Genomic DNA, 16,037 nt, shown 5'->3' with positions numbered 1-16,037 from the left:
AAATGACATGGGAAATTATCAGAAAAGGGCTGTCCTGCTGAGCCTGTCGAAGCATAGCGGGCAAAGGCCTCTACGCGCGCCCCTTCGACAAGCTCAGGGTGACAGGCTCCCTACCTAATAATATGTCATGGGTAGGAACGAAGGATCTATTTGCAGACTACGCTCATATAAAATAGATACTTCACTACGTTCAGCAAGACAAAACAAATCCATTCAAACAAAAAAAGAGACACCTTACGGTATCTCCTTTTCAATTATTAATTTTTATTGGTTTGGCTTGGTTAATAAACCTTAACCATAAACACATAATTCTTCAGCTTTTTTAACTGCTGCGGACGGCTTAAACCGGCCAGTGTGTTTTTGGTACTTAAGGTTAATGATTTACTCAAAGAATCTGATGGGATATTTTGAATAGTTTTTAATAGATAGGCAGATTTTTTTGCGAAAGCAGCACCTGCCACCTGGGTTTGTTTGGCACTTATTACGCCAATAATATTCCCTTTATCATCAATCAGCGGGCCGCCGCTATTACCAGGATTAACCGGAATAGAAACCTGGTATTCGGTAGTATCGCCAGAATAACCGGTGGATGCTGTTAACGAACCGGGTCCGTAAACTTCTTCGCCGCCAGGATAGCCAAATGTGTAAACCCCCTCGCCTAAATCGCTGAATGATCTTTTAAAATTGTAAGGTACATTACCCAAATCTTTAAAGGATGCATCATTGATCTGCAAAATGGCCAGATCATATTGCGGCTCTGTATAAACAACCTTCGCATGGAACGATTCACCGTTTGCATTTTGAACATAAATGGAATCGGCGTTATTTATTACATGATAGTTAGTTGCAATATAACCGTTTGACGATAAAGCAAAACCAGTTCCCCTGAAACTACCAGGATTGGTAATTTTAGGCTTTACATGGGCTTGATTTATAAAACTATTTGTTTTTTTATCCAGATTATCTGTTTTGGTTTTGATGCGACTTACTTCATCGCGTAACTGTACAAGGCTCGAATCATGGTTATTAAGCTTACCTGTAAAAAACAATGTGCTTAATATAGCGAATATGGCTATAGAAGCCGCAACCGATATTTTTGAATGATGGTGCCTCCACATGCTAACTATCCAGTTAGGGTGAATCATCAATTCCTCTTTAAGCGTGTGTACGTCAATTTCGTCATGAATGGCGTTTAAGCGTTTTTCAAGCTCTATGCGCTCACCGTACTGCTTCATTAAACCAATGAACAACTTATGCTCTACCACTTTACTGTCAACACTTGCATCTTTTTTACGAAGCAACTCAAATTGCACACGTTCCTCTGGCATCATATCGCCGTTAAGGTACTGTTCAATTAATTCCAAAATCAGGTTATCACTCATCGCTTTACTCGTTATTTCTGCTGAAAAAACAATTTTTTCAGCCTTTGCAGGCATTTATATTTTTGCGTTTTGGCATTATCGGCATTGGTATAACCAAAACGTTCACAGATATCCTGCATAGATCTGTTATGTATGTAAAAATCTTCCATAATGGTTTTGCAGGGTTCGCCTAATAACTGGAGCGCACTTTCCATTTTAGTAAACTGTATATCCCTGTCATTATGTGTATCAAGTTCCTCATCGACGGGCAGGTGGTCTTCAAAATCTCTGATATCCCCTCCGTACCTGTTCATCTGGCTCAGCCTTTTAAGCCAAAGCCTGCGGCAAACCGAATAAATGTAAGTCTTAAGCTTACTGCTTAATTCAAACTCGCCAGATTTGATCTTGTTATAAAGAACAATTATCGCTTCCTGGTAAATATCCTTGGCATCATCCTCATTTCCGTTGTTATTGATAATTAACTGCAATATCATCGGAAAATAGGTGGTATATAACCTTTTCAGTACTATTTCCGAATTATTAAGTATACCAAGAACTATCTCGCTATCTGTTGGTGCCGAAGCCTTTAACTCTTTATTCACTCTTAATACTGTTTATGCGAAAATGTAACCCATTTTTATTAAAAAAAACATTCGCCTTAAATAAATTGTCAAATACCGGCTAAGGTTTTGATGTTTGAACCCAATATACACCAAATTATAACACTACCGTTAATACGCCAAATTTAACAAGGTAACCCCGCTTTTAAATAATAAGCGGCAAAACTGCAATAAAAACAACTGCCGTCAAAACATTCCGGATAGCTATAAAAACTATAAAATCTATGGGAATTAATTTTTTTTAAAATTTAGTGGGTTACCTTTTTAAGTAAACGGTATTAAGCTATGAAAACGATCAAAAAATTAACATTTAAAACTCTCTTAAAATGAAAAATGCATTCAAAACCGGTTTATTAGCTTTAGTTATCGCTGTTTCTATCTCAGCTTGTGGTGGTGCTAAAAAATCTGAAGGTGGTGATTCATCTAAAATTGATTCAGCTAAAGTTGATTCAGCTAAAACTGATTCTGCTACTACAGTTGATTCAGCTGCAAAAGTTGGCGCAGCTAAAGTTGATTCAGTAAAAAAAGACTCAACTAAGAAATAATTTTAAAACTAATAAAAAGACAGCTTAAGTATAATCTTAAGCTTCTTCTTATTGATTTTTTAGTTTTTTTTAATTAAAAAGGTAATCTGTAATTTTTCTTTTAAAATTATGGGTTACCTTTTTTTGTTTTGGGTATTAACATAAAAACTATTAAATCACTTATTAAAAAATTAAACATGAAAAATTCATTCAAATTAGGCTTAGTTGCCTTAGCTATCGCTACTTCATTTGCAGCTTGTAAAGGTGCTGGTTCTTCAGCTGCTGCAGATTCAGCAAAAATGGATTCAGCTAAAATGGACTCAGCTAAAATGGATACTGCTGCTAAAATGAACGCTGCTAAAGATTCAGCTAAAGTTGATTCAGCTAAAAAAGACACTACTACTAAAAAAATGTAATCTTACTTTTTTAGTAAAACAAAGAACGCTGCCGGTTTCCGGGAGCGTTTTTTGTTTATATATAGTTTACCCGGTAAAACAATTCGACTATTCATTGTTTTATGTGCTATACACTACACATGAAACACTCAGATTGGAAAGCCCTTAGCGAGGAAGAACGAAAAACACTGGGCTGGCACCGCCACCCACACATCCGCACGGCAACAATTTACGCTATTGTATTTGCCATTGCCTTTATTGTTGTTATACTGGGTATCAGTAAAAACAGCACGGTACACCTTAACCGCAAGCCTACCGCTCGTGAAGCTTTTGAAACAGCCAAAGTATTTGTAAAAGACAAACTTAAACAGCCAACTACTGCTAATTTCCCCGAAAATAGTTATAAACCGGTTATTGATACGGCAACCAATAGCTATCAGCTGCAATCGGTTATTAAGTTTATAACCACATCCGGAAAAACCATAAAATCAAATTGGATAATAAAGATGCATTACATCAAGGGAGATTGGTCTGAAAAAACCAGCTGGCAGGTTGAATCAATAACGATGGATCCAGAAGATAAATAATAAAAATGAACATAAAAAAGGGAGTGGATAAGTATCCGCTCCCTTTTTTATGTAGCTCTATTTGAATAGATTAGTCGTGATGAACACTGTCGCGTAATGCTTTGATCTCATCATGTGCATCAAGTATCTCGTTTTGCTCATTGGTAATCAGCTCGCGTAAAAAGGCGGGTAAGCTTTTTTCGTCGAGTGCCATTTTGTAGGCCTTTACGGTTGCATCTTCTCCAAATTCGCACTCCTCCAAAATATCATGAGTATTGTGTGAGGTAAATGCGGCCTTAACATCCAACCAGGCACGGTGAATTTTACCGCTTACGGTAGTACTTGTTTCAATGTCTTTACCTAACACTTCTACCTCTTTACCCAATTCCGCTTTATAGCGGCGACTATCGTCAATTAAACTTAAAAACAGTGCCCTTAAATCAGTTTCACCATCTTTTAAATCATGCAAGGCGCGGGTATAGCCTTCAATACGGTCATTGTTGATCTGTACCAGATCATTCAATACTTCTGCTGTTGCTTGTGTGTTTTCCATTTTTCAGTTAGATTATATCAATACAACCTATCAATAATTAAATTGTTTAATTTTTAAATAATTAATTATCTAAATAGTAAATCAATATAAAACTTATTGTTTCCCGCGGAACAACGATATCAGCCAGATAATGACTAAAATAACTACAACAACGGCAATTACCCCAACTACGGCCCCTGCCTTAAAAATACCTCCGATAACGGAACAGCCACTAAGAGCAAACATGGCCAGAGCGATTAATAACAAATGTGCGTTTTTCATAATTATGTGTTTATGGTAGATGTATGGAAGGGGGTTATTTTTCCCTTCGAACCAATAAATACAATAATCAGTCCTATTTAAAAAATGGCTTTTATACAGAATTTTATCTTGTTTTAGGGCCGGATTGACCAAAATGGAGCTTTTTTGGGGAGGCAGATTGTATAGCGTTTTATACAGTGCATATCGAACGAAAGAGAAAATAACTATGCAGGTTAAGGCAGAGATCATTAATTTTACCGCCTGTGCTAACAAATATGAGTGATATACTTTTTTCAATAAATGATGCCACAGTGAGGTACCTGAACAATACACTGCTTAAAAACCTCACATTTACCATCAACAATGGACAAAACTGGGCCTTGATAGGCCAAAGCGGATCGGGCAAAAGCGCGCTGCTGCAAACCATAGCCGGGCGTTTTAATATTACGGGCGGAAGCCTTACCTACAACTTCGGACAAAACATAAACAACTCAATATCAGATAATAAAAGCATCGGCATCAACAATAAACTGATTGCCTTGGTTGAACCGAAACACCATTTTCGTAATCTATCCAATACATCTGATTTTTATTATCAACAGCGTTACAACTCGTCCGATTCAGAAGATGCCTTGACGGTTGATAATTACCTGAGTGAAATTAAAGCTATACCGCGCACTGATATATCCTGGACCCTGACCAAAACTCTTGATTTATTGAACCTTAACCAACTGCGCAACAAGCAGTTAATAAAACTATCCAACGGCGAAACCAAACGCTTAATGCTGGCTGCCGCCCTGCTCAAAAATCCCGTTTTACTACTATTGGATAACCCGCTTACCGGGCTCGATGTAAAAACCAGGCAGGAATTTAACGGCATTATAGCGCAGATCACAGCCTCGGGCATCAGTATTATTATGGCTACATCGGTGCATGAAATTCCGGATGCAATAACCAATATTGCGGTGTTGGACAAGGGCAATATTATTGAACAATCAACAAAAGCCAGCTTTAACCCAAGCCTCTTTAAACAAGACATTACCGACCATATTGATAACGCCGAACTTAGTGCTTTACTGAACACAAACAAATCACCAGCTATTTATAATCAGATAGTTAAGATGAATAATGTACACATTCAGTATGGCGAAAAAGTAATTCTTGACAATGTAAACTGGGACGTTAAACCCGGCGACCGCTGGGCATTACTTGGCCCAAATGGTGCGGGAAAATCTACCCTGCTGAGTTTAATTAATGGCGATAATCCGCAGGCTTATGCCAACGATATTGTGCTGTTTGACAAGAAAAGGGGTACCGGCGAAAGCATCTGGGACATAAAAAAGAAGATAGGATTTGTATCGCCCGAGCTGCACCAGTACTTCCCTACAGACAATAGTTGTCTACAGGTCATAGAATCAGGCTATTACGATACATTGGGACTATTCAGACCGAGCAATGCCGACCGCGCGGCTATAGCACTGCGCTGGATGAAAACATTCGAGATAGACCAATACTCCCGCACCTTATTAAAAAATGTACCCGCCAGTGCGCAACGTTTATGCCTGTTGGCCAGGGCTTTAATAAAAAACCCATCGCTATTAATCTTTGATGAACCTTGCCAGGGGATGGACGATCATCAGCAACTGCACTTTAAAAACGTGATTGACACCCTTTGCAAACTAAGCAACGTTACCCTTATTTACGTAACCCATTACCAGCACGAAATTCCAGACAGTGTTGATAAAGTATTACAGCTTGACAAGGGAAAAGTGGTTTAGTCACCTTTCGTCAGTAGCCGTCAGTACATCGTCAGCAACCGTCAGTGTGTCGTCAGCAATCGTCAGTGCGTCGTCTGGTGTCGTCAGTCGCCGAAACTCAATTTTTGAAATCCGGTGCCGAAATATTTTGGTTTGAAACCTTGTTTTTGGGGAGCTGGATTTTCATTTTTTTAACGTCGAAAAAGTCATTCTTTAAATTTCCGATTGCCGAAAATCATGCATAATCAATTTTCATACATCCCGATTTGGCAAAATTTGTAAAATAAGAGCCGAAAACGACACTTTATTTCAAAAAATTTCAGCCAAAGTTTGTTTAAATAAATAAAGATTTGGCCGTGCCTAATAGTTAATACCAGGCTACTACCTACGGCTTTTTTTTCCTATTAATTTCAAACAGTTTACAAACTTTCACATAAGGAAATATTTCCCCAAATTGGGTAACAATCATACAACTTTAAGGAATACTTTATTTACAAAATTTTCAATCTAAAGGCCAACTTTTTAGCAGATTATTACGTAAATGCGGTGATTATTAGAATTTTGGGTATTTTTAGGCGCTTAAATTTCATTAGCACCATTATTGTAAACCCCTATTAAACTTATTCATTTTGAAAACACTGCTACATAAATTTTGTTTGATTGCGTGCTTATTAATTGCATCAAACTATGCAAAAGCGGCCGTATCATTAACAATTACAGGCCTTAACAATGCATCAACAAATGGTGTATCAAGTGGCAATATCGCGTATGGAACTACAGGGGTTGTATTGTATGGCTTTAATGTAACCAACAGTGGTACTACAGCAGCAAGTATAACAACATTCAGGTTTGCAGTTGGTGGTTCGCCAGGCGGCAAGCCGCTGGATCAATATTTTACAGGATTAACACTTTATTCAATTACTAATTCCAATTACGCTGCACCCGTTGGCAAGGTAACCGTAAGCACAACCAATAATGCCTCATCAAATACTTTAGTTATCTCAGGTTTTACGCAAGCCATAGCAGCTAATGGCGGCAGCGTTAACTACTTTATCGTAGCTAATTTTAACGCAATAGTAAATGACCTTCCCTCCACAGAGCAACTTACCTATGCAGATTTAACCAACAGTGGCAGTGTAATAACAGGAACAGCGTCTTCCGTTGTAGGGCAGGCTTTAAATCTTCAGTCACCTATTTTAACGATAGCCAATTATAATACAGGGATTTATACAGGCACTACAGTTTCTGCTAATACTGCGTATAATTTATTTGGCTTTACCTTGTCAGCAACAGGCCCTACGGATATGCACGAGCTGATTTTGGATGTGAGCTTTCCTTTAGGTGGCGAAAATTTCACAGCTGGCTACATAAGCACTATACAACTTTTTGATGCCAGCACAAATGCAGCTGCCGCAAATATCACTGTGCAAAACCAAGGAACAAAAATAGTATTGGATTTTGCCAATGGCTATCAAATTTCCACGGCTAAAAATTACTACGTAGTAGTAACCTTTGTAAGTAGTTTTAAAGATCATAAACCTACAGCCTTTAACATTTGTTACAACGACACGCCAAACCCAAACAGCAATGTATGTAAAACACATAGCGGGTGTATTATTACAAATAGCTATGTAAACGGAGTATCAGGAGGCGCTTGTAGTCAAACTTTTTATGGCAGTCAAACCTACGATTGGACAGGTGAACAGAGTGCTACATGGAACGTGACTCAAAACTGGCGTGTTAACGGTAATACACCAACTGTAGTTCCCGGACAATACGACGCGGTTAGAATCGGCGTTTCTACATCAACAATAACCGGTTCTGGAAGTAATAACGGCCAATCTGCCACATCATTTATATCAAATCCAACAGTAACCGATAACAGGTTATGTAACTCAATAATATTTGGCGTTGCCAAAACATCCTCGGCTACAACCTTAACGGTGACTGGTACAGGTGTATCTTTAACAGTTGGAACGAGCATTACTCAAAACCATAGAGCTGGTGGCGCTACCACAACCACACTTGCAGGTACTGGTAACATCTCGTGTGGCACATTGCAAGTTGGCGACAATACAACTCCTAATTTCGGCGGCAATTTCGTAACAAAAGTTATTTCAACTGTCGCAAATTTAACACTTGGTTCCGATTTGATTTTAAATTCAACAAGCGCTAGTATTTTTATTTTTGGCGTAGCAGATGCGAGTCCGTATTTTTCGTTAGCTGGCGGTACCATGAATATTAATGGTCAAATAGTTACTACTAATCAAAACGTGGCTTTATTTGGCTCTCCCACTGATACTTTTTCAATTGATCTATCCGGCAGTACCTCAGCCACTTTGAACTTGTCAAACCCTACCGCCTTAAATATCGCCAATGCCGCTTACGCCAGCATCGATTTTTATAATGTAGTTTCGGCAGGTACCGGCATAAGTACTGTTAATTATAACGGCGCAAGCCAAACCGTATATAATTCATCTATTACTACAGCCCCCGCTATGTACCAAAACTTAACCTTTTCGGGCTCGGGAACAAAAACCATTGGGCTTGCGGCAGGCGGAACATTAACGGTTGCAGGTGATCTTACAACATCCGGAACATCAACATCTCCCATTATCAACTTCAGTACCTATGCTCCAACTGTAACAATTACTGGCAGTATGCAAGGTGCTGGTGGCACATTATTACAAGGAGCCTCAAACATAACCGTTAACGGCCCACAATTTAATAATGCAGGCGGAACCATGACACTCGGAAGCGGCCCCCTTACCTTTAACGGGTATCAGTTTACTAATAATGCCGGCACTATAACTTCAGGTAGTGGTTTGGTAACATTTGGTTACACAGGTGTGTTTGGCACCACACTTACTACTGTTGCAAACCCTATTACCTTTAACAATGTTTTATTTACCGGTGGCGGTACCAAGACGTTAAGTGCCGGAACTTTTAATTTATCAAGTTCGGGCTTATTACAGGTAACGGCATCCACTACCCTTGCAGCAGGTGGAAATTTAACTATTCTCTCCGACGCTACTTACTCCGGTTCTATAGATAAGCTTACGGCAGGCACAATAACCGGCAACGTAAATGTAAACCGCTATATGACGGGTGGGCTTATCGCACGCAGGGGCTACCGTTTACTTTCCTCTCCGGTACACCAAACAGCAACTATCAACTCACAACAAGCATACGGGTTTACCGACCTGCAAAAAACCACACCTATTACCGGCTATGGTGCATCTGGTACGGCATATAATAGCGTTACCCCTCCAACCAATGGATTTGATATGTCATTATCCGGAAATCCGTCGGTTTTGTATTACTTCGAAAAAGCTACAGACCCAATAAACCAGGTAATTGCAAATAGCGATTATAAAGGTATATCTACCATAAATGAGCTTTTACCCGTTGGAAACGGCTTTTTATTCTTTTTCAGGGGTAACAGAAGCCCAACAGGGGTTAACGGCATTAATAAAACCACCACTACGGCAGTACCCGAAAATACTACCTTAAACTGGACAGGCGTACCTAACCAAGGCAACATTACCGTTAATTTCCCTGCAGAAAGCTCGGTGCAAACCGTAAGCGGCCATATTGTATATGTAACGCCCACTGCAACTGATGCTGTATTTAAATATAACACTTCTACGCCTGCATCAGCTAACGATGGGCTACACCTGGTAGGTAATCCCTACGCCTCAACCATCGATCTCGATAAAATTACTGTTACGAATCCAAATAACAATTTCGTTTATATGCTGAATAACAGCGGGGTATTTGGTGTTTATTCGCGAGGTGCGGCTACTCAATACACGTCGGCAAGTTTATTAAACAACGGTGTAGGCCGCTATGTGCTGGCCGGGCAGGGTTTTATGATCCAGGGAAAATCCAATAATACCACCACCCTGCAGTTTACAGAAGCCGCTAAAGTGACCAATATAAACGTTAACGGCAGTACCGGCGGCAATGGGTTACCAACTACCTTTAAAGCGCATACACCGCAGGTGCTTGCAATGGCCAACAAGGGTGCTATGGATGTACCAACCCTGGCAGCAATAACTACAGATGCCGCAGTTGCACCAGCTGTTGCCGAACCATCAATTGTACACATAACTTTATCGCTTGATTCTGATAACATGAATGAAACGGTAATTCAGTTTGGCGATAAAAGCAATGCCGGTAACAATAAATTTAATGATCAGGAAGATGCTATTTACCGCAGCGGGCTTTCGCAAACAACGTTTTTAGCAAGTTACACCGCCGATAGCAGACCATGTATCATTAATACCATGGGGGCCATTGATACCATTAAAAGTATTCCTTTATATGTAGAGGGAAAAACCGACGGTTTGTATAAGTTGAAATTTACCGGCGCATCGGCAATTGACGGCCGTTATGTTTTATACCTGGTAGATCATTTCATGAAAGATTCGCTTGATCTATCGGCCAATGATACCTACAACTTTAACCTGCAAAGAGGCAACGCGCAAACCTTTGGCGCAACCCGTTTTGAACTTGTAAAACATAAAAGCGGCGTACAATATAACCTGCTTGGCTTTAACGGCGCTAAAAAAACAGGTTCGGTTGTACTTAACTGGAAAACCGAACATGAGGGTACTTACACCATGTTTGCCCTGCAGCGCAGCACCGACGGCGGTAAAACTTTCATCACCATTGATTCTTTAGCATCCGACGGATCTGGCAGTTATACCATGACGGATATTAAACCCGCAAACGGTACAAACCAATATCGTTTGGTACAAACCGTAGGGCTTGATCCAAGCGCGTTATCTAAAATTGTGATCATTGGCTATCAGCCTCCCGGAAATGATAATTTAATTGCTAACTTTGATTTGTATCCTAACCCTTCTGTTGATATCATTAAGCTAAGACTTAACAACGTAACACAAGGAAAGCTATCCATAAAAATTTATAATGTGGATGGCCGTGTAGTAAGCAACTCAAAGGCAAATGCCGGCGGCACAATAAGCCAGGATGTGAGTAACCTTTTACGTGGAGGATATGTACTTGAGGTAAGCAATGCCGATGGCAGTTATTATGCTACTAAAAAGTTCTCGAAATTGTAAGTGTGGGTGATGATATATACGGTTAACATGAAAAAAATCAGTCTTTATTTATTTGCTACTTTAAGCGTTGTTCTATTAAATATTGTAACAGTTATGGCCGATCCGGGTGGTAGCGATCCTCTGCCCTGCGATCCGGATGATCCGAATTGCCCGTTGGATACCTGGGTTATTGTACTTGTAGCCGCTGCCCTTATTGCTGCTGTTATTCATTTACAACGCAAGCAAAAAGCATTGCAGGCTTAACATTACAGGCTTAAGCTATAACACATTAGCTATAAAGCTGCTTATATCATTTATTAACAACATTGGCCTTGCAAGTGCCATAACCGTATACTACCAAATAAAAATCCCTTTGAGCTTTAGGCCCAAAGGGATTTTCTTATTTATGCTATCAGTATAAAATAGCTTATACTTTCTTTGAATTAGTACTTGTTTGGTTTAGTTGAAACTGCTCTAACACGCCGGCAACAACTTTAGGAAGTTCTTTGATAGTTTGTTTGGGGTTATGCAATTCGCCTACGCCAAAGCCGCGCCATACCAGTTTACGGGTGTTACGGTCAATTATATCAATGATAAGGGTACCTTCTTTATAGGGTACACGGGCATAGGTACCGCCACCGTAGTAAGGGAAACCCCAGCCACCATAGCCACCGCCGTAAAACGACCGGTAACCCCAGCCGCCGTAGCCACCGCCCCAACCCCAGCCGCCCCAGCCACCATAAAGGCCGCCGTAGTAGGTAGGATAAAATTCTGTTTTAACACCACGACCGGTTACTGTTGAATAGCTCACCAACAAATCGGGCTCGCGTTCCTGCAGTTTAAGGCCTTTGGTTTGTAGCGCGGTAATTGCGGCGTCTTTAACACGCTCGTCTGCCACTTCTTTTTTAAGCACTGCGCCGGCATGGTCGTTTTGCAGGTTAGGAGGTAACCAGGCAAAAGTACGGTATCCTGAAAGATCGGTTTTATTACGTGCTGCGGTATAATAATTGTAGCTGCTGCAAGCAGATAGGGCCGATACCAGCAAAATTACCAGCCCAAGGTTAATAGTTCTTTTCATGACGATTTAACTCCCTTATATTTAAGTGTTAGACTACTAAACAACGAAAGGTTTAATTTAAATATTATTTATTTTAAATTAATTAATTGCGCGTATAATTTTTCGGTGGGCAGCCCTACAACGTTTGTGTATGAGCCATTTATGCGCACAATACCTATTAAGCCTATCCGCTCCTGAATACCGTACGAGCCGGCCTTATCAAGCGGACTATACTCGGTTACGTAACTGGTGATCTCCTCCAGGCTTAGCTGCCTAAAAAACACCTCGGATACATCAAAAAATGTATTGTATTTACCATTATGCAACAGGCAAACACCCGTAACAACCAAATGTACCTTGCCCGACAGCATTTGCAGCATTTCAATGGCGTGGGCGGGCGTTTCGGGTTTGCCGAGGATGAGCCCGTCGATACAAACAATGGTATCGGCAGTGAGCACTACTTCATCATTGATAGTCTGGTCAAATGCTTCGGCCTTTTTGCGGGCAATGTAAACGGCAACCTCCTGCGGGGTAAGTCCGTCAGGATATGATTCATCAACTTCCTTTAGCACAACTTCAAAATCCAGATCCATCAGCCTTAACAACTCCTGCCTGCGTGGCGATTTTGATGCGAGGATGATCTTGGGAATATTCATGGGACTTTTAGATAAAGGACGAAGGATTTTTAGATTAAGGACAAATGACTATTGGATAAAAGATCTCAAGGTAGCACAAAACCCTTTTGACTTTTTAATTTTTACTTTTGACTTTAAAAACCTACCAGCTATACGCCTGCTCGCTCATCCACTTATCCTGCACTTTGAGTACTTTTTCGATGATATCGCGTGCGCAGCCTTTGCCACCGCCATAGGGCGATACGTAGGCACTTACGGCCTTAATTTCTTCAACGGCATCGGCAGGGCAAACCGGTAAGCCGGCCAGCTTCATCACTTCCAGATCGGGAATATCATCGCCCATGTACAACACATTGGTGGCAATAATGGCCTTCTCCTCCAGGTAAACCTTAAACCTTTGCGATTTGGTATGTGTACCCATATATACATCCTGAATCCCCAAACTGTTTAACCTGTAAATAGCACTTTTTGATCTGCTGCCAGATATTGCGCAAACATTATAACCGCATTTAACGGCCAGCTGTAGGGCATAACCATCCTTAATATTAAAGGCCCGGCTTTGCTCGCCGCTATCGGTCACAAAAACAGAACCATCGGTAAGCACGCCATCCACATCAAAAATAAACGTGGTAATATCTTTTAATTTATTCAGGAACGATTCCACCAGAGTAGTTGTTGAATTAATGAATTATTGAATTTACAGTAAGCCCGGCTTCAATTATAACGGCTTTGCAAATCATGCAAACCGCCAACTGAAAACTGCTGGCTATTGATTATCCCGCCACTCATAAACCCAGGCCGACTGGATCTGCTCCAAGTGACCTTCGTTTGATTCGGCTTTGGTACCGGCAAAGTTTGGCAGCGTTAACACCCATTCCAAAAGTTCGGTAAAGCGGATGCGGTATATTTTTGATTCGTCGAAATCGGCACCAAACTTCTCGTAAAGCTCAATGGCAATATCTTCGTAATCATTCCAGTGAATTGGCAGGGCAAATTTATTGTCGCTCATTTTATCAGGTTGCGCGTAATATGTTTTACGCAGTACGTTTATTGTATGGTTAATATCATCACTAATTTTACGCGTAACGCAGCAGCGCCGGGCGTAAAACCGGCTTAATGGCCCAGGAACTGATTTTGATCGGGCAGGGTAACTTCAATATCCCCGTCTATAACTACACACTGGCAGCCCAAACGCGAGTTTATACGCGGATTAACCGCCCTGTCAATAAAATCTTCTTCTTTATCAGCTATTTCCTGGATGTTATCCATCCCTTTGTTTACGTAAACATGGCAGGTGCTGCATCCGCAAACGCCGCCGCAATTATGCTGTAACTCAATGCCATTCTCCAGGCAAACGTCTAATACAGATTCTCCCTCGGCTATAGGCAACTCAATGGTTTCGTGCCCCTTTTCCTCAAAATTTATCTTTAATTTAAAAATATTCATTTAAGCAAAAGTAACAAAATTACTTAGCCCCGTGCCCATCAACATTGTTTTTGATAATACCCTGACTTAACAGCTCATATAGCTCCTTTAATTGAGGAGTATCATTCAACATTTGCAGGTGATTGTTCATCGTTTGCTGATCGTTACGTACGGCAGGGCCGGTTTGCACATCGGCAGGCAGGTGTTCCTGTACTTTTTGGGCCGTTTCCAGGATAAGCGGACGCAGCATATTAAAGTCCATATTATGCCCCGCAAGTAGCTGTTGTGCAGCCGAATACAAATAATTTGGAAAATTACAGGCAAACACGGCGGCAAGATGCAATATTTTTCGTCCGGCCGAGTTAATGCTGTAAACATTGTTGCTAACGGTTGCTGCAAGCTGCTGTATATCAGTATATATAACTTCATCAGCAGCCTCAATACAAAGCGGAACGGTGAAAAAATCAAGTTCGCGGCTTTTGCTGAATGTTTGCAGCGGATAAAGTACCCCTGCTTTACCGGTATATGCCAAAAGCGTATCTAAACCGGTAGCGCCAGATGTATGTACTATTAACTTTTGATATATAGCCAGGTTTTTCGCTACATGGGCTATGGCATCGTCTTTTACCGATATTATAAACATGCCGGTATCGGGGTTGATATGGGCAAGGTTATCTATCGCTTCGGCACCAACATGATAGGCCAGCAAGCTTGCGTGCTGTATATCAGGACTATATACCTGCACTATGCGGTGCCCGGCGTTTTTAAATGCCGCCGCCAGGTGGGTTGCAACATTGCCAGATCCTATTATTGTTATGTGCATAAGATTTTTACAATTAAAGTGATTTACCACAAACTACCGATTACATATTTCTGTATTTTAGTAAGCATCATCTAATACGCCATGAAAATACTCAAAGTAAGCATAATAATTATAATATTTCTTGCTGGAGCAGCCTCATTAATATTATATGGTTTTTATAAATATAATAATAAAGAGAAAAAAACATTAACTGATGCCGACAGGGCAACCATAGCTGGCAAATTTATAAAATTAAGCCAGGGAGTTACCCATTATGAGCTTAGTGGTCCAAAAAATGGCGAGGTGGTGATACTTGTGCATGGCTTTAGCGTGCCATATTATATATGGGATGGCACTTATGAATACCTTGTTAAACAGGGTTACCAGGTATTAAGATATGACACCTACGGTCGCGGTTATTCAGACAGGCCGGAGGTTGTTTACGATAAAGAACTTTATAACAATCAGTTACTGGAGCTTATTACCCGGCTAAAGTTGCAGGGTAAGGTAAACCTGGCCGGCATATCCTTCGGTGGCGAAATAATTACCAACTTTACCTGCACCCATCCCAACCTCATAAACAAGGTGATACTTATTGACCCCGGATATGGCAATGAAAAACCCGTAGCCCCTAAATGTTTTACCCTTTATAACGAAGCCGTAAACTCAAACGCACGTGCAAACGGACAGCTTGATGATTTTAAATATCCTAAACAACACGCCGGTTGGGTTGATCGCTACTTACCGCAAATGCAATACAAAGGGTTCCGCAACGCGCTGGTATCTACCTTATATGATTATCAAAGTAATGGCCGCCAAAGCAATGCCTGCCTGAACAGCGCCAATAAACCTGTTTTGCTGATATGGGGTAAGGATGATAAAACCGTTCCCATCCGCTTTAGCGATTCTATCCGCAGCGTACTAAAAGTCGACTTTTTCCCGGTAGCCGACGCAGGTCATCTCCCCTACCTCGAAAAACCCGACACGGTAAACGCTAAGATTCTTTCGTTTTTGAAGGAAGGGTAAAATCTTCCTA

The 16,037-nt window shown here is 40.7% G+C and carries 17 protein-coding genes; 7 read left to right on the top strand and 10 right to left on the bottom strand.

Going from position 1 to position 16,037, the window contains the following annotated elements; all coding sequences use genetic code 11:
- Positions 1-281: 281 nt before the first annotated feature.
- Both BLS59_RS07495 and BLS59_RS07490 read right to left on the bottom strand, forming a co-directional pair.
- Complete coding sequence (locus BLS59_RS07495) at positions 282-1,382, bottom strand: S1C family serine protease (RefSeq protein WP_091147502.1); 1,101 nt, start codon at positions 1,380-1,382, stop codon at positions 282-284.
- An 11-nt stretch (positions 1,383-1,393) separates the two neighbouring features.
- The gene (locus tag BLS59_RS07490) at positions 1,394-1,963 is read right to left on the bottom strand and encodes an RNA polymerase sigma factor (protein WP_091147020.1); all 570 of its coding nucleotides are present in this window, start codon (positions 1,961-1,963) and stop codon (positions 1,394-1,396) included.
- Between the two features lie 344 nt (positions 1,964-2,307).
- Here BLS59_RS07490 and BLS59_RS07485 point away from each other — a divergent pair, with 344 nt between their 5' ends.
- From BLS59_RS07485 to BLS59_RS07475, 3 genes are all read left to right on the top strand, one after another.
- Positions 2,308-2,526, top strand: a complete 219-nt coding sequence (locus BLS59_RS07485) for a hypothetical protein (RefSeq protein ID WP_091147016.1) — start codon at positions 2,308-2,310, stop codon at positions 2,524-2,526.
- Between the two features lie 176 nt (positions 2,527-2,702).
- Positions 2,703-2,921 (top strand): hypothetical protein, encoded by a 219-nt coding sequence (locus tag BLS59_RS07480; protein ID WP_143014064.1) that lies wholly within the window; start codon positions 2,703-2,705, stop codon positions 2,919-2,921.
- A 119-nt stretch (positions 2,922-3,040) separates the two neighbouring features.
- Positions 3,041-3,487, top strand: coding sequence for a hypothetical protein (locus BLS59_RS07475; protein WP_091147009.1), 447 nt, complete (start codon positions 3,041-3,043; stop codon positions 3,485-3,487).
- A 70-nt stretch (positions 3,488-3,557) separates the two neighbouring features.
- On the opposite strand, the gene BLS59_RS07470 is transcribed toward BLS59_RS07475, so the two are convergent.
- Together BLS59_RS07470 and BLS59_RS07465 are read right to left on the bottom strand one after the other, a co-directional pair.
- Positions 3,558-4,019 carry a PA2169 family four-helix-bundle protein gene (locus tag BLS59_RS07470; protein ID WP_091147004.1) on the bottom strand — a complete coding sequence of 154 codons (462 nt, stop codon included), beginning with the start codon at positions 4,017-4,019 and terminating at the stop codon, positions 3,558-3,560.
- Between the two features lie 93 nt (positions 4,020-4,112).
- Positions 4,113-4,280: a phosphatidate cytidylyltransferase gene (locus BLS59_RS07465; protein ID WP_091147498.1), complete on the bottom strand. Its 168-nt coding sequence runs from the start codon at positions 4,278-4,280 to the stop codon at positions 4,113-4,115.
- A gap of 254 nt (positions 4,281-4,534) precedes the next feature.
- On the opposite strand from BLS59_RS07465, the gene BLS59_RS07460 reads away from it, so the two are divergent.
- From BLS59_RS07460 to BLS59_RS07450, 3 genes are all read left to right on the top strand, one after another.
- Positions 4,535-6,037, top strand: coding sequence for an ATP-binding cassette domain-containing protein (locus BLS59_RS07460; protein WP_091147001.1), 1,503 nt, complete (start codon positions 4,535-4,537; stop codon positions 6,035-6,037).
- Positions 6,038-6,645: 608 nt separating this feature from the next.
- The gene (locus tag BLS59_RS07455; protein WP_143014063.1) at positions 6,646-11,103 is read left to right on the top strand and encodes a beta strand repeat-containing protein; all 4,458 of its coding nucleotides are present in this window, start codon (positions 6,646-6,648) and stop codon (positions 11,101-11,103) included.
- Positions 11,104-11,130: 27 nt separating this feature from the next.
- Positions 11,131-11,346, top strand: a complete 216-nt coding sequence (locus BLS59_RS07450; RefSeq protein WP_143014062.1) for a hypothetical protein — start codon at positions 11,131-11,133, stop codon at positions 11,344-11,346.
- A gap of 163 nt (positions 11,347-11,509) precedes the next feature.
- Here BLS59_RS07450 and BLS59_RS07445 read toward each other — a convergent pair whose 3' ends face one another.
- The 6 genes from BLS59_RS07445 to BLS59_RS07420 all read right to left on the bottom strand — a co-directional run bounded on the left by BLS59_RS07445 (position 11,510) and on the right by BLS59_RS07420 (position 15,022).
- Positions 11,510-12,160 (bottom strand): DUF4136 domain-containing protein, encoded by a 651-nt coding sequence (locus BLS59_RS07445; RefSeq protein WP_091146995.1) that lies wholly within the window; start codon positions 12,158-12,160, stop codon positions 11,510-11,512.
- A gap of 68 nt (positions 12,161-12,228) precedes the next feature.
- Entirely contained in the window at positions 12,229-12,795 is a 567-nt protein-coding gene (locus tag BLS59_RS07440; RefSeq protein ID WP_091146993.1) for a Maf family nucleotide pyrophosphatase, read from the bottom strand.
- Between the two features lie 121 nt (positions 12,796-12,916).
- On the bottom strand, positions 12,917-13,438 hold the full coding sequence (locus tag BLS59_RS07435; RefSeq protein ID WP_205411206.1) for a KdsC family phosphatase: 522 nt from the start codon (positions 13,436-13,438) through the stop codon (positions 12,917-12,919).
- Positions 13,439-13,540: 102 nt separating this feature from the next.
- On the bottom strand, positions 13,541-13,783 hold the full coding sequence (gene iscX, locus BLS59_RS07430; protein ID WP_091146989.1) for a Fe-S cluster assembly protein IscX: 243 nt from the start codon (positions 13,781-13,783) through the stop codon (positions 13,541-13,543).
- A 104-nt stretch (positions 13,784-13,887) separates the two neighbouring features.
- The gene (locus BLS59_RS07425; protein ID WP_091146987.1) at positions 13,888-14,220 is read right to left on the bottom strand and encodes a 2Fe-2S iron-sulfur cluster-binding protein; all 333 of its coding nucleotides are present in this window, start codon (positions 14,218-14,220) and stop codon (positions 13,888-13,890) included.
- Positions 14,221-14,239: 19 nt separating this feature from the next.
- A complete protein-coding gene (locus BLS59_RS07420) occupies positions 14,240-15,022 on the bottom strand; it encodes a Rossmann-like and DUF2520 domain-containing protein (RefSeq protein WP_091146986.1) in 783 nt (260 codons plus the stop codon).
- Between the two features lie 81 nt (positions 15,023-15,103).
- Between BLS59_RS07420 and BLS59_RS07415 the strand changes: the two genes are divergently transcribed.
- Positions 15,104-16,027 (top strand): alpha/beta fold hydrolase, encoded by a 924-nt coding sequence (locus tag BLS59_RS07415; RefSeq protein WP_091146984.1) that lies wholly within the window; start codon positions 15,104-15,106, stop codon positions 16,025-16,027.
- Positions 16,028-16,037: the final 10 nt, after the last annotated feature.

Source organism: Mucilaginibacter pineti (assembly GCF_900101875.1).
GTDB classification, from domain to species: domain Bacteria; phylum Bacteroidota; class Bacteroidia; order Sphingobacteriales; family Sphingobacteriaceae; genus Mucilaginibacter; species Mucilaginibacter pineti.
The sequence above is the reverse complement of the archived record's forward strand: the minus strand, read 5'-3'. Positions and strand labels throughout refer to the sequence as shown.